Origin of the sequence: Hydrogenovibrio sp. 3SP14C1 (assembly GCF_029625905.1) — a bacterium.
Classification (GTDB): domain Bacteria; phylum Pseudomonadota; class Gammaproteobacteria; order Thiomicrospirales; family Thiomicrospiraceae; genus Hydrogenovibrio.
Window position 1 is genome coordinate 1 of sequence record NZ_JARTLM010000205.1, and the last position, 256, is coordinate 256.

Annotated in this window: 1 protein-coding gene; it reads left to right on the plus strand. The window is 51.6% G+C overall.

Translation table 11 applies throughout. From position 1 onward, the window contains the following. The coding region (locus tag P8629_RS12265; RefSeq protein WP_278166385.1) for a tape measure protein at window positions 1-256 on the plus strand (256 nt) is incomplete at both ends.

Below are 256 nucleotides of genomic sequence, written 5' to 3' on the forward strand. Positions count from 1 at the left end.
CTGGAAACTATCGAAGGTAGCCAGGAGAAGGCGAAAGCCTCTTTGGACTGGATTGCCGGTTTTGCTAAAAAGACGCCTTATGACCTCGCTCAGGTAACTGAGTCATTTGTGAAGTTGAAGGCTTACGGCATTGACCCTATCGCTGATGATGCGTTGCGCATTCTCGGTGATACCGGATCGGCTATGGGTAAGAGCCTGGATCAGGCGGTTGAAGCTTTCGCGGACGCGGCAACTGGTGAGTTTGAACGTTTGAAGG